Source organism: Klebsiella sp. FDAARGOS_511, from assembly GCF_003812845.1.
In the GTDB taxonomy this organism is placed as follows: domain Bacteria; phylum Pseudomonadota; class Gammaproteobacteria; order Enterobacterales; family Enterobacteriaceae; genus Klebsiella; species Klebsiella grimontii.
In genome coordinates this window covers 40,449-59,922 of the sequence record NZ_CP033823.1, presented here as the reverse complement: position 1 = coordinate 59,922, position 19,474 = coordinate 40,449, and the positions used below count along the sequence as shown (strand labels likewise).

Sequence of the window (19,474 nt, the reverse complement as noted above, 5' to 3'; positions counted from 1 at the left end):
GGTTGACAGCATTACCGACTGACCTTATCCATAGCGGTAACCTGACCGTTAACGAAATTAACCGCTCAGCCGGATTTCTCATCAACAGTTTTGATTTGCCGGGCATTGGTATATTCATGGGCATCAGCGCCCGCTTTCTGCGTATTTTTCGATTTGCACTGCCGGGGGCACTGGCGGGTATCGCGTTCCGCACACTTTTACATTTATTTATCTGGTGACTGACCTTTTTAAGGAGACAGAATGAAAGCCGTTGGTTTCTGGCAACCCGGGGAAAGTACATCCGTTATTGAAGATTTGTCGCTTCCCCACCCATCCATGCCCAAGGGGCGTGATCTTTTGATCAGAGTCAGGGCGGTCGCGGTTAACCCACGGGACCTGAAAAGCCGGCGAAACATCAGCCCCTCTGCAGGCAATCCGGTAGTTATGGGATACGACGCTTCCGGTGTTGTTGAAGCAACCGGACCAGATGTGACGCTGTTCAGGCCAGGTGACCACGTTTTCTATGCCGGTGTGCTCGATCGCCAGGGAGCCAACGCAGAGTTTCAGCTGGTTGACGAACGCATTACGGGGATAAAGCCGGCAGCACTAAGTTTTGAAGCTGCAGCGTCGGTTCCTCTGACCGGTCTGACAGCCTGGGAAATGTTATTTGATCGTCTGCAGTTGTCAGTGAACGGAGATGCTGATCAGACCCTGTTGATGCTTGGCGGTGCGGGCGGAGTCCCTTGTATGGCTATACAGCTTGCCCGCACTCTGAGTCGGGTGAACATCATCGGGACTGCCTCCCGGCAGGAGAGTGTCAGAGCGGTTCGCGGGTTTGGTGCGCATTATGTCCTGGATCATTCATGTGCGCTTGCGCCACAGGTTGCCAGCCTTGCTGGACTCCCTCCCATTACCCGGATTTTCTCAACGTACACCACGCCATCTGCCTGGGAAAATATGGCCGAAATTATTGCCCCACAAGGCCGTATCGAACTCATCGACGACCCTGAACCACTGGATCTGCGTTTGATCAAATTTAAGAGCGTTTCTGTTCACTGGGAGGCAATGTTTACCCGCCCCATGCATGCTACTGCGGACATGTCTAAACAGCATGATATTCTTAACAAACTCTCATGCATGCTGGATTCCGGTAAGCTCAAACCTCCGTTGCTGGCAGAGTATGGCAGGCTGAATGCTAAAGCACTTCGCCGGGCTCATGAGGACATGGAAAATAAAAATGTGAACGGGAAAATTGTTTTTTCAGGGTTCTGATGAACAGGCCTGTCAGAGTAAAAAAAGATTCGGGTTCAGCACAATGCTGAATTCTGTCTGGCTATAGAGTAAGAATCGTACCGGAATTGAGCATTTACCCTCAGTACCTGCGGATGAAAAAGCAGTCTGCCCTGACATACTGAATAATCCCTTCTCATAAGATGCCTCTCTTTTGCTGTTTAAAGAGCTGAGCAGTCCGGGCGGAGACTGACCTCGTTCCGCTTTCCAAGCGACCCCCTTGTTGAAAGTGCGACAAAAGAGATAGGGCGAATGACTATACTTCGCTCATAGCTGCCCGTCATGCCAGCTCAAAAAACAGGCTTAACGTAGGATATTTTCCGTTTTCCAAGCGGCCCCCATATTGAATGGCTGACGGTACTGGATTTCGATGAGATAAAAATAGACCGTATTTTTATTGCCAATATTGATGACCCGGTGAAGCGAGCGCTACTTGTTTCTGTGGTGAAAGGGTTACGTGGTACTGGCAAACCACTGGTGTTTGAAGGGGTGGAAACGCCAGGACAGTTTGAATTCGTCCGTTCTCTTGGCCCCGGTTACCTAGTTCAGGGCTGGTATACCGGAAAACCCGAAACAATATCTGCGATGAATATTCAGGGTTAAAACGATACGGGGCCCGGCCCGTATCGGCAACCCGACCCGTCAGCGTATCGCTTTCTGTCTGAAGCCGGTTCAGGTCGGCTTCTATCTGCGCGATGCGGCGGGAGATTTATTCAGAATGACTGCCGAAGTTCATTCGGCGAAGCTTATCCAGCTGCGCCTGCAGATGGTCTATTTCGCGCTCCCGGTCGGCCTGCTTTTCCAGCAGGGCGCGGTTCAGCGCTTCCTGTTCGGACAGGCGCTGTTTCAGCAGAAGGATGTCGTCAGGGGGAGGTGTTGTTCATAAGCCCGCATTTTACCAGGCTTATTCAACGACAACCAGGATAAAGAGGCCTACAACATGGTCAGGGACGTAAGCAGTCTTTTAGGCTGCCGCCAGTCGATGCCTTCCAGAAGCATTGCCAGCTGCGCCGGGGTCAGGAACACTTTGCCATCGCGGGCAGAGGGCCAGGCGAAGCGGCCGCGTTCCAGCCGTTTGGTCAGCAGGCACAGCCCGTCGCCGGTGGACCACAGCAGTTTGACCTTACTGCCGCTGCGGCCCCGGAAGATGAAGACATGGCCGGACATCGGGTCATCTTTCAGCATCGTCTGCACCTTTGCGGCGAGACCATTGAAGCCGTTGCGCATGTCGGTGATACCGGCAACCAGCCAGATTTTGGTGCCTGTTGGCAGGTGGTTATCACTTCCTTTATCTGTCCTGTGATGATCCTTATCACTTCGCCAGACTACTTCACCACACACATGGGTCTGCCAGATACCGGTTCGGGATGGATTTCCGCTTCTACGCTGAACACCGTCTTTAGAAGCTCTGGTTTCATCACTGCTTCCGGAGCACCTTGCGCCATCACGCGACCGCTTGCCAGTACCACCAGATGATCGCAATAGCGGCTGGCCTGATTCAGATCGTGGAGTACCGTCACTACGGTTTTCCCCTGCCTTTTGAGTTCAACCATCAGGCGCATCAGTTCAACCTGATGATTGATATCGAGGTAGGTCGTAGGCTCATCAAGAAGAATGAGTGGGGTATCCTGTGCCAGCACCATCGCCAGAAACGCACGCTGGCGCTGGCCGCCGGAAAGCTGGGTTAACCTGCGGTCAGCCAGATTGCGCGTCCGGGTCTGACTCATTGCCACGTTGACCCGCTCGTTGTCTTCCGCGGAGAGTCGCCCCCACAACGACAGCCACGGGCTGCGGCCGTAGGAAACCAGTTCCCGTACAGTGATCCCCTCGGGGGATAAATGGTGTTGCGGCAGTAAAGCCAGGCGGCGAGCCAGCTGGCGGGCGGAAAAACCGGCTATGGGTTTTTCATCAAGCAATATCTCGCCAGAGTCTGGTGTTAACAGGCGAGAAAAACAGTTCAACAGCGTCGATTTCCCGCAACCGTTAGGGCCGAGCAGGGCCGTGATTTTTCCGGCAGGCAGGGCGAGAGAAAGTCCATCCAGCACGGTTTGTGCGCCATAGCTGACGGTCAGATTTTCAGTACGTAATCTCATTTATCGCATTCTCACAAGCAGCCAGACAAACCACGGTGCGCCGATAATGGCGGTCAGCACGCCTGCCGGAAGCTCCAGCGGCGGATGAATGATTCGTGCCAGCAGATCGGCAATGACCAGCAACAACGCGCCCGTCAGGGCCGAAACGGGCATCAGCCAGCGGTGACGCCCGCCGGCGATCCTGCGCACCATGTGCGGCACGACGAGACCAATAAAACTTATCGGGCCACAGACGGCCACGCCGGTTGCTGTCATCGCGACAGCCAGCATCAGCCCCTGGAACCGGGTGCGCTGAACCGACACGCCGAGCGTGGCTGCTCGTGCATCGCCCAGCGCCAGCAGGTCGAGATCGCGACAAAAGCGCAGGCTCAGCGGCAAAAACAGAATGAGCAACGGCACGGCAATCTTCACAAAGTGCCAGTCGCGCCCCCATAAGCTACCCGTCAGCCACAGCAGGGCACTGTTTACATCCTGCGGGTGCAGGAGCATCAGGTAATCCGTCAGGCTCGCCCAGCAGGCGGAAAGCGCCACGCCGGTGAGCGCCAGCTTCATCGGCTGGTGGGTCTTTGCCAGCATCTTCAGCAAGATCAACCCCGCCATACCGCCCGCAAAGGCCAGCAGCGGCAGCACCATCACGGATAGTGATGGCATAAGAAGCAGTGCTCCCACAGAGGCAAGGCTGGCGGCATGGTTAATGCCGAGAATATCCGGTGATGCTAGCGGGTTACGCACAATCCCCTGTACCAGCACGCCCGCCACGGCGAGGGCTGCACCGACAAACAGTGCCAGCAGCAAGCGCGGCAGTCGGTACTCCATCAATACATAATAATGCTCGCGTCCGTCCTGCCAGTCGGTCAGCAGCGCGCGCCACGGCACGGGGATCACCCCCATATGGAGTGATAACAGCGCACAGCCTGCCAGGGCAAGGGTGATGAAAATGACCAGCGCAATTTTCATCCTCGCCTCCTCACCAGCCAGACAAAGCAAGGACTGCCAATCAGCGCCAGCACTGCGCCTGCGGGCAGATCGCCGGGGAAGGCCAGCGCGCGTGCGAGTACATCTGCCATCAGCATCAGCGTGGCCCCCAGCAGCATGCTCACCGGCAGTACGTTGCGCTGATCGAAGCCTGCCCAGAAGCGCGCCAGATGTGGCACCAGCAGGCTGATAAACGCCACCGGACCTGCCACACTGACGCACGCGCCAACCAGAAGCAGCACTAACATATTGATGATCAAACGTAGTCTCGGCAGGTTCACTCCCAGCGTATGGGCGGTACTGTCGCTGACGTTGAGCAGGTTCAGTTGATTCGCCAGCAGCAACACGACAGGGACTGCAGTGACCACCACCGGCAAGAGCTGCCAGACATCCTGCCAGTGGGCGTGGGACACTCCGCCTGCCAGCCAGTAAAAGATGCCGTAAGCATGATCTTCGGCCAGCAGCAGGGTGAAGCGGGTCAGGGCCATACAAAAGGCCGACAGCGCGATACCCGCGAGGATCAGTTTGTTTCTGTCCTGGGTATGACGAAACCCGCCTCCTGCGGTCATGACCAGCAGCCAGCTCACGCCGCCCCCGCATGCCGCGATGAACGACAGGGAATAGCCTGCAACCGGCGTCGGACTCAGCGCGCTGGTAAGCGCCATAGCCAGCGCCGCGCCGCTGTTAATGCCGAGCAGTGAAGGAGAGGCCATTGGGTTGTGGGTCAGGGTTTGCAGCAGCGTGCCCGCGAGCGCCAGGCTTGCGCCGATCAGAACGGCGACCAAGCTTCGCGGCAAACGAAGGTTTTGCACCAGCGCTTCTGGTAGCGTTGGCGTGTGTCCAGGCAGCAGGGCGCGGATTGCGTCTGCTCCGGAAACAGGAATGGCCGAGTAGCAAAACAGACTCAGCCAGAAAATAATAATAAGTACTGCAACGGGAAGCCCCCACAGCAGCACCGGGTGTTTTAGCGCGGTCATTTCACATCGGTAAGCGGCTGATGGTGGAAGATTTTTACCGTGTCAGCGGCAATACGCTCTGCGGCAAAAATACCGCGCATCCGCGCCCAGGCGTTACTGTCGACTGAAGCAACCTGCTGCTTCTGCGCGGCGGTTAATATCTGCCAGAGCGGATCTTGTTGCCAGCGTTTAACAATGCTCTCTTCGCGATAGTGGGCAACCAGCAGCCAGGCAGGATTGACCGCCAGCAGTTGCTCCAGGCCGATGGACGGCATGGACGCGCCCGCCATCGCAGCGGGAACGTTCAGCCCCAGAGAAGCCAGCACGCTGCCGGTCCAGGTCTCCTGGGTATGCAGGTTGAATAGCTGTTCGCGTGATGTGCCAAAGGCCACGCGTGTCCCTGTGGGAAGCTGGCTGGCCCACTGCGCCATCTTCTCTTTATGTTGTTCCAGACGCGCCTGCATCTCTCGTTTTTTACCTACCACTTCGCCGATGATAGCCGCTGAGTGCAAATTTTCAGCGTAGGTTTCGTTGCGGGACTTAAGCAGCAGTACCGGCGCGATTTGCTGCAAGGCGGTGTAAATCCCCGCATGGCGACTGCTGTCGGCAATGATCAGGTCTGGTTTCAGGGCAGCAATGGCTTCCAGGCTCGGCTGCGCGCGCGTTCCGACGGACTGCCACGGTTTCAGGTGCGCACGCACTTCGGGCAGGATGCGTTTTGCATCGTTATCGTCGGCAATACCGATCGGGCTGACGTCCACGGCGGCCAGCGCATCGGCGAACGAGAGTTCCAGCACCACAATCCGTTGTGGCGTTTTATCGAGTGTAAACGTGCCGTGTTCGTCCTGAACCGTGGCGGCAAAGGCGTGGCCGATCACCAGCAGCAGGCCTGCAAAAATAAAACGGATAAATGCCAACATAGTCACATTCCAGCTAAAAGCCCGGCAAGCCGGGCGTTAACACATCAGAACTTCAACGACCCCTGCATATACAGCGTGCGCGGCTGGCCTGCGTAGATGCCTTTGTTGTTGTCGTCATAAGAGCGGATGAAGTAGTCCTGGTCGAAGATGTTTTTCACACCGAACGCCAGGTTCAGATCTGCCATCTGCGGGCCAAAGTCATACGCCACGCGTGCGCCCCAGAGCATGAAGCCGGGAATGCGGCCGGTACTGCCGTCGGCGCTCTCTTTCACCGTATTGGCGTTATCCGCAAACTGGCTGGACTGGAAATCGCTGTTCAGATTGAACGTCCAGTTGCCCGGCTTGTAGTCCACGCCCAGCGTGCCTTTATGTTTCGGGGAGAATGGCACCTGATTGCCATAGGTGTCGCCTTTCTCGCGGATTTCCGCGTTCACATACGCATAGCTGGCGTAGACGGAAACGTTATCAAGCGTTGGCGTTAGCGTACCCAGGTCGTAACGTGCCTGCGTTTCCAGCCCGGTATGGCGCGTTTTGCCACGTGCAGTGACGGTGTCGTTGGTCTGGTTGGAGTCGTACTGATTGTTAAAGTTAATCAGGAACAGCCCCATTTCCGCCGTCAGCGCGCCGTCGTCGTAGCGGGTACCGAGTTCCCAGGTTCGCGCTTTTTCCGGTTCCACATTGCCGCTTTGCACAGCCTTGCCAATCTGGCTGTACTGTACGGTGCCGAACGAGCCTTCAGTGTTTGCATAAAGATTCCAGCTATCAGTCAGGTGATAGAGCACGTTCAACGCCGGAAGCGGTGCGTTATAGCTCACCTCTTCGTGCGTGCCTTTGATGGCGTTGTTCTGGTATGACTCGATATGTTCGAAACGCATACCCGGCGTGATGGTCCAGTTGCCGATGTCGATTTTGTCATCCAGATACCAGGCGTGCGCCTCGGTGCCGGAACGCGTGTCGCGGTCGTAAGGGCTTGAGCCGGACGGCAACTGCCCGCTGCTGGTGGCGGTGTAGTAACGCATTTCATGCGTTGATTCATTCACATAGCGATAGCCCACGCCCACTTCGTGCGCGGAAGGGCCGATCATAAAGCTCTGGCTGTAGCGTGGCTCAATACCGCGCACCCAGTAGTTACGCGGCGAGAGGGTGATGCGTTTGCCTTGCTCCAGGTAGCCGCTGCGCAGGGTTTGGGTGTAGAACCCCTGAATGTTGAATTTATGCTGGCTGTCCGGCTGGAACTGGTAGCCCAGGCTCGCCAGCTTGCGACGGCCCCAGAAGCGGTCATACGGGCGGGTGGATTGCCAGCGATCGGCGTCGTAATCCGCGCGGGACAGGCCGCCGGGCATGTCGGCTTCACCATCGTAATATTGCAGCAGGCTGTTGAAGGTGTGCACCTCATTCGGCGCATATTTGCTTTTCAGCATCAGGTCGTCGATGCGGGTGGCGCTGTGCTCGCGCCAGTCACTGCCGCGCGTGCCGGAGTAGAGCAGCGCGGTGCCAAAACCGTTGTCCGCTGTGCCGCCCACCATCAGGTTGTGCGTCTCTTTCGGGTTGTTTTGTGAAGAGGTTGGGCTGAGCTGACCTTCCACCCCCGCCTCGATACCAAAGTCCTGCGGAATGGCGCGGGTAACAAAGTTCACCACGCCGCCCACGCTCTGCGGTCCGTAACGCACCGCACCACCACCGCGCACCACGTCAATGGCATCCATGTTGCCGAGCGAAACGGGAGCCAGTGAAAGCTGCGGCTGACCGTAAGGGGCAAAGGGGACGGGGATGCCGTCCATCAGGACGGTCGAGCGGCTGGCGAGGCGTGGGTTCAGGCCCCGGATGCCAAAGTTCATCGCCAGGTCGTGGCTGCCGGTGCCGTTGTTTTCCGGCGCGCTGACGCCAGGGATGCGGTTAAGCACCTCACGCATGGTGGTTGCGCCGGTTTTGGCGAAATCCTCACGGCGGATCACGTCACGCGCGCCAGCATGTTCAAATACGTCGTTTTCACGCGCATCGCCCAGCCAGTCGCCGACCACGGTCAGGGCATCTTCTTTTGGCGCGGGCGCGGTCTCCAGCGTCCAGCTGTTATTTCCCAGCGGTTTTACCTGCAGTCCGCTGCCGTCCAGCAGCTGTTGCAGGCCGCTCTCGACGTCGTAATCTCCGTGCAGGCCGTTGCTCTGCTTGCCGCGCGTCAGGCTGGCGTCAACCGAGAGGGTAATTCTGCTGTGTGCGGCATACTGATTGAGCGCTTTGTCGAGCGATCCCGGTGCGATATCAACCTGTGCAGCAAAAGCGGAAAACGAGAGACCGGCCAGCGGCAGCAGGCTCAGGCGAATGGCGTTAACCAAAGGAGTTGTTTTACGAAAAACGCGTAACGGCGTCATACCTTCTCCATCATCATTTTTGTTGTGTTCAGCTATGAGTCGAACGAGAAGGGTAAAAAGGACAATCGAAATGAGAATTATTTTTCTTACAGCGGTGAAATGTTTATCCAGTACCGCGTAATAGACTGAATTTTAACGGGAAGCGTTTGAGCGATAACGTTCAGGATCGCATCGGTATTTTTCAGCGGGAACGTCCCGCTCAGGCGCAGCCCGGCAACGGCGGGATCGCAGCGCAGCACGCCGTTGCGGTAACGGCTTAGCGTGGCTATCACCTCACCCAGCGGTTTATCGCTGAAGCTCAGGATGCCCTTCGTCCAGCTTGTACTCTCGTCATCCAGCGGTTTCACTGCGCCAAACTCAGAGGCGCTGAACTGCAGGCTTTCACCAGCGTTCACGATGCGTTTTTGCGCGGGGGCACTGGCGAGAAGCACTTCCACGGCGTGCTGCTGCACGTCAAGCTGCGTGAAATTATCATGCTGGCGGACGGTAAATTCTGTCCCTAAAGCGGTGAGTTGGCCCTGACGGGTCAGGACGCGGAAGGGGCGTTGCTGCGCATCTTTCGCGGTAGTAATGGCGATTTCACCGTACCAGAGCCGGACGGTGCGCTGATGCGCATCAAAACGCACATCCGCCGCGCTTTGGGTATTCAGCGTGAGCAGGGAGCCATCTTCCAGTTGCTGACGGCTGACTGCGCCTTTGGCGGTGCGGTAATCTGCCCGCAGACCTTCGCCGGTTTCCGACTGCCAGAGTTGCCAGCCTCCGCCAGCGCCGAGCAACAGCAGTAATCCTTTCATCACGTGACGGCGGGTGAGGCGGGTATCGTGCAGCGCCCGGCTGGCAACGTCGCCAGGCACACCGCCAAGCTGGTTGCGCAGGTTTTCAACCTGCTGCCAGGCCCACTGGTTATCCTGATCCTGTTCATACCACTGTTGCCAGCGCGCTTCCTGTTGTGGGCTGACGCGCTCGCCGCTTAGCACGGCATACCAGTGGGAAGCTGAACGCAGCGCCTGACGGCGGGAATCGGTTAACGAAGGATTCATAACCCATGCTCCAGACGAAACAGCAGGCAGTGCTCGACGGCTTTCGCCACGTATTTTTTCACGGAGCTGACGGAAACACCGAGTTTGTGCGCAATCTCGCTGTATGTCAGGCCATCCAGTTGCGAAAGCAGAAACGCTTCACGTGTTTTTCCGTTTAGCCCGTCCAGCATGCTGTCGACGAGTTGTAGGGTCTCGAGCTGGCTTTCGCGTTCCTCAGGTGAAGGCGCTACCCCCTCCGGCATAAGCGCCAGCATCTCCAGATACGCTTTTTCCAGCGCGTTTCGGCGAAACAGGTCCACCATCACGCGTTTGGCGATAGTGCACAGGAAAGAGCGAGGATCGCGGATCGTCGAGAGCGTTTCGCTGCTCATTACCCGCAAAAAAGTGTCCTGGGCAATGTCATCTGCATCAAAGGCAGACTGGAGTTTGCGCGTCAGCCAACTTTTCAACCAGCCGTGATGGGTGCCATAAAGCGACTCGAACGTTAAGGAAGCTGTGGTAGTGGCACGGTCAGACATGCGGAGTGCATCAAAAGTTAATTATCACGTAGCCATATTAATATGAGAATGGTTATCATTACAATTGGAAATAAAATTGTTTCCAATAAACATTTTTAACATGTTGTTTTTCTAAGTGTTATAAGGTAGGTATAAAATGGGATGGATCCTCTGCTTCTGGCATCTGTCGGTCAGAATGACATCATGATGTGGTCTGCTATTATTGACATCCTCCCCGCCCTTTAGGGCGGGGAGGATGTCAACTATGAGTGTTGCCTGAAATGTCGCCAGCCCCCGGTACAGCAGAAGTATCTCGGGCTTTCTGCGTTTGCTCCTGGTGGGTATGGCCCCCGCAAGCGGGGGTTATTGCTAACTGTCGTTTCAACAAAAAGTAACTTTTTTCACTTTGCCCCTCAGTACAAATTAGGGGCTTGCCGCGGATGTACCATGCCTGAATATCTTCGAGTGATGATTTGGTGCGGCTTTGTTGAATAAATCAGATTTCGGGTTCCACCTGACTGACCTGCTGCCAGAGCGGGGCGTGATGCTCCGGCACGGTCTGCCAGCCGGATGCAGCCGAACAGAGACGGTGCGATGCCATCTGCTGCTCATTATTTTCTTATCAAGGCGCAGCACAGGAGTCATTCGGCATGCTTATATATTAGCTGCAATAATATTATGCTCAGGACCATAGGGGAAATGAGTTATGTTCTCTGCTGCCATTTCGGTTACGACCAGGATATCGTGTTCGCGGTAACCACCGTGCCCCGGCATGCTCTCCGGCAGCATGATCATCGGCTCCATCGAGACAACCATTCCTGGTGCCAAAACGGTCTCAATATCCTCGCGCAATTCTAAACCGGCTTCACGACCATAATAGTGACTCAGTACGCCGAACGAATGACCATAACCAAAGGTCCGGTACTGCAGAAGACCATGCTCGCGATAAATTTCATTAAGCGAGGCGGCAATGTCGCAACAACGTGTGCCTGGACGGATTAACTCCTGCCCACGGCGGTGCACTTCGCAGTTGATCTCCCAGCAACGTAGTTGCTCATCGCTGGGCTGACCGAAGAACAGTGTTCGTTCCAGCGCGGTATAGTAGCCGGCAATCATTGGAAAACAGTTCAGCGATAAAATATCGCCTGCCTTGAGACGACGGGATGTCACCGGATGGTGTGCTCCATCAGTATTCAAGCCAGACTGAAACCACGTCCAGGTATCACGCAATTCAACATGCGGCAGGCGTTTCGCGATTTCCCGGGTCATCGCTGACGTGGCCGCCAGTGCGATTTCATACTCGGGAACATTTTCGGCAATCGCCTCGATACATGCCGCACCCCCGAGGTCGGCGACCTGGGCACCAAATTTAATAAGCGCGATCTCTTCGGCAGACTTAATCATGCGCATACGCATCGTCGCCGGGGCAATATCAACAAACTCTGTCTGGGTTAAGTAATGACAAAATTTAGCACGCTGTTCGATCGTCACATGGTCGCCTTCAAGGGCAATCCGCCGGCTATCATCAGGAACCACTTTGCGCACTGCCCGGTAATAGTTATCACGCTGCCAGTCCGTGTAAACGATATTTGCACCGTAGCTACGACGCCATCCCTGGCCGCCATCGATATTGGTGGTAATTAAAAATGACTGGCTCGGCGTCACCACCAGGGCATACTGGCGTCCAAAGCTACAATATAAAAAATCGCCGTAATAATTAATATTATGAACCGAGGTTAAAATAACTGCATCAATACTATCTGCCTCCATGATGGCGCGTAATCCTGACAGTCGGCGCTGCATTTCATGGGTGCTGAACGTTCCTTTTACTTTTTGTCCATTAGCTAATTCAATAATATCTGGCATGCTCATGATAAACTCCGTTGTTGATAATGGCGTGTTGTCATCATCTGGAAAACGATATCTTGCGACAAACGGAGATTATTAATTTGTCGTCATTAGCTGGCCTTATGCAGTGTATATTCACTGAGGATTTGCTTGCGTTCTGCAATATGACGCGCGGTTTCCTCCGTCAGCCAGTTGATCAACGCCTGAACGCGTGGCCGTTTCTCATTATTACGCGGACAGGTTAACCACACCTGTCCGTCTTCGACGATATCTGTAAAAGGGCGTATCAGTGCGCCATTGCGAACCTCCGTTGCACACAAAGAGTGACGACTTAAGGCGACCCCTTGTCCGGCGCAGGCGGCCTGGAGCACGAGGTCGGCACGGGAAAAGCCGGTTCCAGCCTCAACATCCAGGTCATAGAGCCCGAGGCGGGCAAAATAAGATCGCCAGTGGGTGCTATAGGCATTTTGCGGCATGGAATCATGTAGTAAGCGTAAACCGCAGAGATCGCTGTAATTTTTCAGAGGTCGGTTTTTCATCAAATCCGGGCTGATCACAGGATAGATCACATCATTGAACAGGTGTCGTTGAATTAAATTTTTATCGTCAACCCAAAAAGGAGTAATGGCGATATCGACTGCGTCAGATTTAAAATTGGCGGGTGTCATATCGGCATCAATTTCCAGACTGACAGGGTACTGCTCATAAAACTGATGTAATCGGGGAAGCAGCCATTTGGTTGCAAAGGACGGCATAACCCGAATCTTTATGGTGCCCTCAAGAGTTTCTTCACCGGTTTGGTGCAGCGTGGTTTCAAGGATGGAAAATGCCTGATGCACCCCGATAAACAGCTGTTCACCCTGCGGGGTTAAGCGTAACCCTGCGGGAGTCCGGCGAAAGACAAGATAGCCAAGATGTTGTTCAAGTAATTGAATTTTCTGGCTTACCGCACTCTGAGTAAGAAAAAGTTCCTGCGCGGCACGGGTAAAACTAAGATTACGCGCCGCGGCATCAAAGTAGCGCAAACCGTCCAGGGACGGCAAACCTGGTTTAGGTTGCATCATCGGTTTCTCTGTTGCTAAATAACCTGCAATAAGCACTATTCATGCCAAAGGCACCATTAGCCGTGCTAATAGTTATCAGTTAGAAACCACCGTTTGTCGCCGCTAAGAGAATGAATAAATATTATCAGCGTCATTCAAATTCGCGGAGAAATCTCATGAAAAATAAACTGTGGCTGTTACTGTCAATGTCTGTCATACAACTTTCACCATTAATGATACCCACTGCCCAGGCTGATTTGCTGGATGATATTAAGCAAAAAAAAGAAATAGTGATTGCCACAGAAGCGCGCTATGCCCCTTTTGAAATGCTTGAAGATGGCAAAATAGTCGGTCTGGGAAAAGATATTCTCACGGAAGTCATGAAGGGATTACCCGGGGTGAAAGTGGTTCAGCTGGATATTCCATTTCAGGGGATTTTACCCGGACTGGAAAGCAAACGATTCGACTTTGTGGCAACCTCTTTAACCATCACCCGCGATCGTGAAGCTAAATTCGCCTTTACCGCTCCCTTTTCTGACGCCAGCGTAGCCATTCTGAAACGCAAAGGGGATAGCCGTATTAACAGCGCCAAAGATCTCCAGGGCATGATTGTCGCCAGTCAGGCCGGGGCGCCGCAGATTGCTGTGCTAAAAGAGTATGAAGCATCGGTACTTAAACCCACCACCGGTCACGGCGTTAAAGAAATAAAAGCCTTTATTGATTATAACGAAGCTTACGCGGCATTGGCGGCACATCGTGTTGACGCGGTTGTGCAATCGCTGCCGAACCTCGCGCCGTTGGTGAAGACACGTGGTGATACGTTTGAAATTGTACGCCCGCCGTTTGGCCCGGCCACCTGGTATGCATGGGCCGGAAGAAAAGATGCGGATAGCGCCTCACTGGTCAAATTTGTCAGCGACGGCATTGTGCAGTTGAATAAATCGGGAAAACTGGCGCAGCTACAAACCAAATGGCTGGGTTTTTCTATGGCCGTTCCAGAGCAAGTTCCAACCCCGGCAAACTAATTTGATGGATACTGGAGGGCAATATGTTTGATATTTCGGTGGTGTTTCCCTATTTCCCTCAGCTATTAATCGGCGTGCTCAGTACTCTGGCTGTATCACTGAGCGCAATTGTCACAGGATTGATCCTCGGTTGGTTAATTTGTCTGGGGTTAAATTCTCCGCAGCGTCTCGTGCGCTGTTTTTGCAAAATCTATGTCAGTTTTTACCGTGGCACGCCGTTACTGGTCCAGTTGATATTAATATTTTATGCTTTGCCGGCCGTGGGGATCACGCTTTCGCCATTGCTGGCGGCGGTTGTTGCCCTCTCATTAAATACCGCGGCCTTTCAGGGGGAGATTCTTCGGGCCGGTTTTAACATGTTACCCAAAGGCCAGCTGGAGGCAGCACGAGATTTTGGCTTTTCAGCGGCGCAAACCCTGTTTTATATTCAGATGCCGCAGGTGTTGCGTACCATGATGCCGGCATTGATTAATGAAACCATTGATATTATCAAAAATTCGGCACTGGTCTCGGTGGTGGCGGTCCATGAGTTGATGAGAGTGACGCAAACGTTGGCCTCAACCACCTATCGGCCGCTGGAGTTTTATACGGCATGTGGGCTCCTTTATTTCCTGACCTCATGGGGGCTGAGTATCGCTGGCGTCAGGTTAGAGAAAAACCGCTCATCTTCGGCTAAAAGGGTATTAGCAAAATGAATGTTGAGATACTTTTTACCTATAAAGATGCCATCGCCGCCGGTATTTTAATGACCCTAAAAATGAGCCTCGGCGGTATCCTGCTGGGGCTGGCGATCGGTCTGTGTTTTTTTCTCCTCGAAAGACAAAAACCAGCGCTACTTAATGTGATATACCATACATGGATTAATGTTTTTCGCGGCACGCCGTTACTGGTACAGCTATTTTTAGTCTTTTATGGTGGGCCCTATATTGGTATTAACCTCGAGGCCCAACAGGTCGGAGTACTGTGCCTGGGCTGTTATGGTTCCGCTTATTTTTCGGAAATATTCCGTGCAGGTCGCAATGCTGTCTCTGGCGGACAAAGCGAAGCGGCGGCAGACCTTGGTTTAAGTCCGTGGCAAATATTTACTTTCATTGTCTGGCCGCAAATGTTCGCGAGAATTATCCAGCCACTTATTGGTCAGAGCGTTATTCTGGTAAAAGAGTCGTCGATGCTGTCGATTATTACGGTTGGTGAACTCACCAATACCGCCATGGCCATTGCCAACCAGACCTATGCGATGGTTGAAATCTACTCCTTAATGGCCATTGTCTATTGGGGAATCGCGATCGGTATCTCCCGTTTGGGTAATAAAATAGAGCGTCATTATTCTTATTCTCAATTAAGCCGAGGTTAATAGTATGCGTGATTATGCTATTGAGATTAACAGCCTCAATAAATATTATGGCGAAAACCATGTTTTACGTGGCATCAATGTCAGCATTACTCCCGGAGAAGTCATTTGCGTGATTGGCGGCTCAGGGTCGGGTAAATCCACGCTGTTACGCTGCATTAACTTTTTGGAGGATTACAGCTCCGGCAGCATTGTGGTGAATGGCGAGTGCGTCGGCTATGAACCACTCAGCGGCGAAAAACGCCGGCGTTTAAGCGACAAGGAAAACCGTAAGGCGTTACGCGACGTCTGTATGGTCTTTCAGCAGTTTAATCTGTGGCCGCATATGACGGTACTCGATAACGTAGCCACGCCGTTGCGACGGGTTAAAAAGGTCTCCCGTGAAGCAGCCTACGCCGAAGCGAAAAAGCAGCTGGCGCGGGTTGGTCTGGCAGACAAAGCCGATAGCTGGCCCGCGATGCTATCCGGTGGTCAGCAGCAGCGCGTTGCCATCGCCCGGGCATTGACCATGAAACCCGCCATTATGTTGTTCGATGAACCGACTTCAGCGCTTGATCCGGAGCTGGTCGGGGAGGTGCTAAAGGTCATCCGAAATCTTGCCGATGATGGTATGACCATGATGATTGTGACCCATGAGATGGGGTTTGCCGCAAAAGTCTCCGATCGTGTGCTGTTTCTTGCCGATGGCTGCATTGAAGAGCAGGGACCGCCGGCGCAACTGTTCCATCGGCCGAAAAGCCCGCGGCTGCAGTATTTTTTGTCGTCGTGGAGTGAGCGTCAGTCGGGGACGAGATTACCTGAAACGGCATTTCAGGAGTCAGCATGAAGCAGGGGATTATATTTGGCGCCCTGGCTGGCGCATGCTGGGGATTCATCTTCCTGCCACCGGTACTGCTACCCGAGATCTCACCACTGCTGTTAACCTGCGGTCGCTTTGCTACCTATGGAATACTGGCGGCAATATTACTTATACCTCAATGGCGCAACATTGCCCGCGTCTGGCATCATCGCGATCTGCTGACGCTGATCCGTCTTTCGCTGATGAGCAATGTCCTCTATTTTCTGCTCGTCGCGGTGGCCGTAAAGCAGGTCGGTATTGCCGCGACATCGTTAGTGATAGGTTTAATTCCGGTGATGGTTCCGGTGCTTGGTCGCAGGGACCAGCATGCGCCGCCCTTCAGGCAATTATTGCTGCCGATGGCGGCTATCATTGCCGGAGTGGTGCTGATTAATCTGCATGCGCTACAAACATCCTCGCACCAAGTTACAGAAGGAAAACGGCAGATGCTGGGGATGCTTTGTGCCTTCGCTGCATTACTGTGCTGGAGCCGTTACGCTGTCGAGAACTCCCGCTGTCTGAAAAACCTCCCTTACAACAGCAACCAGTGGTCGCTCCTGATAGGCCTGTGTACGGGATGTATTTCGGTACTGCTGTGGCTCATCGCCAGTATATTCAGGTTTTCTGCAGTTGACTTGTCGTTACCGGAACACACTCAAACGCTCTTTTGGATAACGAACATGATGTTAGCCGTGGTCTCCTCATGGCTGGGATATCTGGCGTGGAATCTCTGTTCCCGGCGTCTTCCGGTATCACTGACAGGGCAGATGGTGGTTTTTGAAACCCTTTTCGCGCTGCTATATGGTTTTATCTATTCACAGCGCATTCCGGATCTGCAGGAAACTGCCGCCATTTTACTGTTGCTGGGCGGGGTTCTGGTCACGGTACATTACCATCAGCTCAGCCGTCGCGGCTACGCAGGTAATAGTCCGGAAGTCAAGGGTAGCTGATGATGGCTTAATCAGATTCGCGTACATGTACAGAATGTATACTGCACAAATTCACTTAACAAATCATTCAGCGCTCTCCGTACAGACAGCGAAGTCCGGTCAGGGCCCCGTCCAAAGAACCCTCTTCACATTTCGTGGTGAATTCCCGGACCAGTGTCTCAAACGCCTCAGCCGTCAAGAAAATTCACAGCCAGCCCCGGTATCCAGTTGCTGCACATGCAGTGAAAGACCACACGGTCGTGGCCTTTACAGAAACTACCTCTGATTTACCGGGATGGTTGCAGCGTAGGCCCGCAGGGGAGCATCAACATTACTGACGAGCGCTTCCGCCACTTCCGTCAGTGTCTGGGTAGCCCCGAGCCGGGCGTCCTCCACAGTGTAGCAGTGCATGGAGCAGGTTCCTTCCCGGAAGCGGAACCCCAGGCCGAGTACATTGTTGAGAAAAACAACGGGGGCGCCATAGCCCGGATCAGGCACCAGAATGTGACCATTACAGAACGGCAACTCAAACTGATCGAACTCGCCTGCCGGCAGCGCCTGCGTATTCTCTGTGCGAAGGGTCAGCAGCACCTGACTGTGTCCTTTCTGGCCGCTTTCATCCTGAAACACTGCGACCCGGCTGTAAACGCCCACCGCATGCGCCTCGCTGAGACCATTCGCCGGCGCCTTGCCCATGACTCCGCGCAGCTGGTTGATCTGCTGATAATAATCCTGCCGACGATACCAGGCTCCCCAGAAACGCGCGATACTGGCCCAGAAGGCTTCAATCGTCTGTTCATCACGACCGGCGACATCGCAGAACAGGGCAAAATACAGCGCAGTCCCGCCGTAGAACTGCTGTCCCCGTGGCAGAACCTGGCTGGTTCGCATGCGGAGGTACTGTGCATTACGCAGCAAAATCCGGGTCAGATCATCTTCTGTACGGATGGAAAGCAGGTCGCGGTAGGCCGCTTCAAACTGAGGGGGCTACATCAAGGTGATTACACTGCCCTTCAATTTCTACCAGCTGATCGGCAAGCAATTGCTGAGTGTTTGCGCTGAAAGTGCCGGTCAGTTCAATTCCCGGATGGTAAGTTTTCTCGCTTCTTCCAGCGGAAGCGCTCTGGAGTAATACCAGCCCTGAGCATAACTCTGTGGCCAGAACGTCTTCAGATAGTTCACCTGCTCCTGAGTCTCTACACCCTCAAACACAATCTTATCTGCAATGGAGCGGAACATCTCATGCAGTCCGGGAAGAAGATCATATCGTAAAGATTCAGTACCAATAGCACTAGTTAGCGATTTGTCTATTTTTATTTCATCTACATCAAGCGCAGCTACCAGATTAAGATTAGAATATCCTGTCCCAAAGTCATCGATGGCAAACCTGACACCATGATTTTTATATTTATCAATGTGAATTTTCATACCTTCAAAATCCCCTCCTTGACGCTCCGTAATTTCAAGAAGGATTGTTTTATATGGGATATTATATTCAGAAATTAATCCTAGTAGTTTATCCCTGAATTTTTCTGAGTCAAGATCGCTTGGATTAATGTTTACGCTTAAAAATATTTCATTCTGAATAGCAGTATGGATAAATTCTCGGATAGCATGGTCAATGACGAATAAAGTCACATCCTCCTGCAACCCTTCCCTTTCAGAAAGCGGTATAAATACTTCAGGGTTAATATTCCCGAGTCTTTCATCTTTCCATCTGAGCAAGGCCTCAAATCCGCAGATCTGTCCGTCTTCAATTCTGTAAATAGGTTGATAGACCAGCGACAGGGCTTCATTTTTCAAAGCCTTTACAAACCTTGCAGATAGTGAACTATTGAGTTCTGCTCTGTTCATAATGAGAATATAAATCATTAAACCGGAAAGTAGTGACACTGTTACTAATAACATTTGTATGCTCCAGTGCTCTGAAAATATCCCCGTAAAATACCCACCTCCTGCAACACAGAGATCATAATGTAGGCTACATGCCCTAAACACTCTAAACCTTAGTGGAACGCTATCATGCCGATCAAGAAGAGGAGCATCAGGTCCTATATTGAAGTAATGCCTGTCATGCTTACTATTTCCGACAACAGCGCTAAAGTTTTTTGAATACATATCAGTTTCGAATCGTCTGAAGACAAATGGTGATAGGGTCACCATAATACCTTCAGAAATATATCCATTGACGGATATATCATCCATAAGCTTAATACCAAAAAGCCACACTCCTTCCCGCGAAGTGGATTTGCCTGATGTAGCCCCCTGAAACACCGGACAGTAGCTGTATCTCCAGATAAGAGGTAGGCTTGAATATATGT

The 19,474-nt window shown here is 53.3% G+C and carries 20 protein-coding genes and 2 pseudogenes; 8 read left to right on the top strand and 14 right to left on the bottom strand.

Annotated features, from left to right (window positions below):
- Positions 1-2 precede the first annotated feature (2 nt).
- The 3 genes from EGY08_RS31290 to EGY08_RS00330 all read left to right on the top strand — a co-directional run bounded on the left by EGY08_RS31290 (position 3) and on the right by EGY08_RS00330 (position 1,872).
- Positions 3-218: a hypothetical protein gene (locus EGY08_RS31290; RefSeq protein ID WP_004152285.1), complete on the top strand. Its 216-nt coding sequence runs from the start codon at positions 3-5 to the stop codon at positions 216-218.
- A gap of 22 nt (positions 219-240) precedes the next feature.
- Entirely contained in the window at positions 241-1,251 is a 1,011-nt protein-coding gene (locus EGY08_RS00335) for a zinc-binding alcohol dehydrogenase family protein (protein ID WP_123828067.1), read from the top strand.
- Positions 1,252-1,584: 333 nt separating this feature from the next.
- Positions 1,585-1,872: an EAL domain-containing protein gene (locus EGY08_RS00330; RefSeq protein ID WP_165765869.1), complete on the top strand. Its 288-nt coding sequence runs from the start codon at positions 1,585-1,587 to the stop codon at positions 1,870-1,872.
- A gap of 22 nt (positions 1,873-1,894) precedes the next feature.
- Here EGY08_RS00330 and EGY08_RS00325 read toward each other — a convergent pair.
- The 11 genes and pseudogenes from EGY08_RS00325 to EGY08_RS00270 form a co-directional block, all read right to left on the bottom strand.
- Positions 1,895-2,153 (bottom strand): annotated as a pseudogene (locus EGY08_RS00325) (IS66 family transposase); the annotation flags it as partial.
- A 49-nt stretch (positions 2,154-2,202) separates the two neighbouring features.
- Complete coding sequence (gene tnpB, locus EGY08_RS00320; protein WP_004118251.1) at positions 2,203-2,496, bottom strand: IS66 family insertion sequence element accessory protein TnpB; 294 nt, start codon at positions 2,494-2,496, stop codon at positions 2,203-2,205.
- 98 nt (positions 2,497-2,594) lie between these two features.
- A complete protein-coding gene (fecE, locus tag EGY08_RS00315; protein ID WP_004152282.1) occupies positions 2,595-3,362 on the bottom strand; it encodes a Fe(3+) dicitrate ABC transporter ATP-binding protein FecE in 768 nt (255 codons plus the stop codon).
- Complete coding sequence (fecD, locus tag EGY08_RS00310; RefSeq protein ID WP_004118246.1) at positions 3,363-4,319, bottom strand: Fe(3+) dicitrate ABC transporter permease subunit FecD; 957 nt, start codon at positions 4,317-4,319, stop codon at positions 3,363-3,365. It abuts the gene before it with no gap.
- Positions 4,316-5,314 carry an iron-dicitrate ABC transporter permease FecC gene (gene fecC / locus EGY08_RS00305; RefSeq protein ID WP_064352033.1) on the bottom strand — a complete coding sequence of 333 codons (999 nt, stop codon included), beginning with the start codon at positions 5,312-5,314 and terminating at the stop codon, positions 4,316-4,318. The genes fecD and fecC overlap by 4 nt, the downstream gene beginning before the upstream one ends.
- Positions 5,311-6,213 carry a Fe(3+) dicitrate ABC transporter substrate-binding protein FecB gene (gene fecB, locus EGY08_RS00300; protein ID WP_004182127.1) on the bottom strand — a complete coding sequence of 301 codons (903 nt, stop codon included), beginning with the start codon at positions 6,211-6,213 and terminating at the stop codon, positions 5,311-5,313. Before fecB ends, fecC begins: the two co-directional genes overlap by 4 nt.
- 44 nt (positions 6,214-6,257) lie before the next feature.
- Entirely contained in the window at positions 6,258-8,582 is a 2,325-nt protein-coding gene (gene fecA, locus EGY08_RS00295; protein WP_040238737.1) for a TonB-dependent Fe(3+) dicitrate receptor FecA, read from the bottom strand.
- Between the two features lie 86 nt (positions 8,583-8,668).
- On the bottom strand, positions 8,669-9,622 hold the full coding sequence (gene fecR, locus EGY08_RS00290) for a ferric citrate uptake sigma factor regulator FecR (RefSeq protein ID WP_064352034.1): 954 nt from the start codon (positions 9,620-9,622) through the stop codon (positions 8,669-8,671).
- The gene (fecI, locus tag EGY08_RS00285; RefSeq protein ID WP_004118235.1) at positions 9,619-10,140 is read right to left on the bottom strand and encodes an RNA polymerase sigma factor FecI; all 522 of its coding nucleotides are present in this window, start codon (positions 10,138-10,140) and stop codon (positions 9,619-9,621) included. The genes fecR and fecI overlap by 4 nt, the downstream gene beginning before the upstream one ends.
- Positions 10,141-10,773: 633 nt before the next feature.
- Positions 10,774-11,991: an aminopeptidase P family protein gene (locus EGY08_RS00275; protein ID WP_004206589.1), complete on the bottom strand. Its 1,218-nt coding sequence runs from the start codon at positions 11,989-11,991 to the stop codon at positions 10,774-10,776.
- An 86-nt stretch (positions 11,992-12,077) separates the two neighbouring features.
- Positions 12,078-13,031 carry a LysR substrate-binding domain-containing protein gene (locus tag EGY08_RS00270; RefSeq protein WP_123828066.1) on the bottom strand — a complete coding sequence of 318 codons (954 nt, stop codon included), beginning with the start codon at positions 13,029-13,031 and terminating at the stop codon, positions 12,078-12,080.
- Between the two features lie 155 nt (positions 13,032-13,186).
- Here EGY08_RS00270 and EGY08_RS00265 point away from each other — a divergent pair, with 155 nt between their 5' ends.
- The 5 genes from EGY08_RS00265 to EGY08_RS00245 are packed head-to-tail and all read left to right on the top strand — an operon-like array spanning position 13,187 to position 17,174.
- Complete coding sequence (locus EGY08_RS00265; protein WP_004206591.1) at positions 13,187-14,035, top strand: transporter substrate-binding domain-containing protein; 849 nt, start codon at positions 13,187-13,189, stop codon at positions 14,033-14,035.
- 23 nt (positions 14,036-14,058) lie between these two features.
- Entirely contained in the window at positions 14,059-14,730 is a 672-nt protein-coding gene (locus tag EGY08_RS00260) for an amino acid ABC transporter permease (RefSeq protein WP_032439641.1), read from the top strand.
- A complete protein-coding gene (locus EGY08_RS00255) occupies positions 14,727-15,389 on the top strand; it encodes an amino acid ABC transporter permease (protein ID WP_064352036.1) in 663 nt (220 codons plus the stop codon). Before EGY08_RS00260 ends, EGY08_RS00255 begins: the two co-directional genes overlap by 4 nt.
- Positions 15,390-15,393: 4 nt before the next feature.
- Positions 15,394-16,212, top strand: coding sequence for an amino acid ABC transporter ATP-binding protein (locus tag EGY08_RS00250; protein WP_004206594.1), 819 nt, complete (start codon positions 15,394-15,396; stop codon positions 16,210-16,212).
- Positions 16,209-17,174 (top strand): DMT family transporter, encoded by a 966-nt coding sequence (locus tag EGY08_RS00245; RefSeq protein WP_004118146.1) that lies wholly within the window; start codon positions 16,209-16,211, stop codon positions 17,172-17,174. Before EGY08_RS00250 ends, EGY08_RS00245 begins: the two co-directional genes overlap by 4 nt.
- 67 nt (positions 17,175-17,241) lie before the next feature.
- Here the strand turns inward: EGY08_RS00245 and EGY08_RS00240 are convergent.
- From EGY08_RS00240 to EGY08_RS00230, 3 genes and pseudogenes are all read right to left on the bottom strand, one after another.
- A pseudogene (locus tag EGY08_RS00240) lies at positions 17,242-17,358 on the bottom strand (transcriptional regulator); the annotation flags it as partial.
- Between the two features lie 71 nt (positions 17,359-17,429).
- A complete protein-coding gene (locus tag EGY08_RS00235; protein ID WP_017146648.1) occupies positions 17,430-18,044 on the bottom strand; it encodes a hypothetical protein in 615 nt (204 codons plus the stop codon).
- Between the two features lie 180 nt (positions 18,045-18,224).
- Positions 18,225-19,061, bottom strand: coding sequence for an EAL domain-containing protein (locus EGY08_RS00230; protein WP_049099364.1), 837 nt, complete (start codon positions 19,059-19,061; stop codon positions 18,225-18,227).
- Between the last annotated feature and the right edge of the window lie 413 nt (positions 19,062-19,474).